The organism is Zoogloea sp. LCSB751 (genome assembly GCF_002028455.1).
Taxonomy (GTDB): domain Bacteria; phylum Pseudomonadota; class Gammaproteobacteria; order Burkholderiales; family Rhodocyclaceae; genus Zoogloea.
This window is the reverse complement of record NZ_MWUM01000384.1, coordinates 1-255: the sequence shown is the minus strand read 5'-3', so window position 1 is coordinate 255 and position 255 is coordinate 1. Positions and strand designations below refer to the sequence as shown.

Annotated in this window: 1 protein-coding gene; it reads left to right on the top strand. The window is 63.1% G+C overall.

All coding sequences use genetic code 11. From position 1 onward, the window contains the following. Positions 1-62: 62 nt before the first annotated feature. A partial coding sequence (locus B4920_RS27045; protein WP_173862729.1) for a beta-N-acetylglucosaminidase domain-containing protein occupies positions 63-255 on the top strand: 193 nt, incomplete at its 3' end.

The following is a 255-nucleotide window of genomic DNA, read 5'->3' as shown; positions in this document are numbered from 1 at the left end:
CATACTCGGCGCCAATTCACGACAAGACGGTGAACCGGCGCCCGGCGAGAAGGGAGTGACCCATGCCTTATCAAACCCTGTTGTCTGGTCTGTATCCTCCCTCGCCCCGACTGGGGCTGATCGAGGGCTTCTTCGGCAAGGGCTGGAGCTGGGAGGCACGCGCCCGCTACGCACAGTGGCTGCCCCGCCATGGTTATGGCTTCTACCTCTATGCCCCCAAGGAAGACGGCTATCTGCGCAAGCACTGGGCCGAGC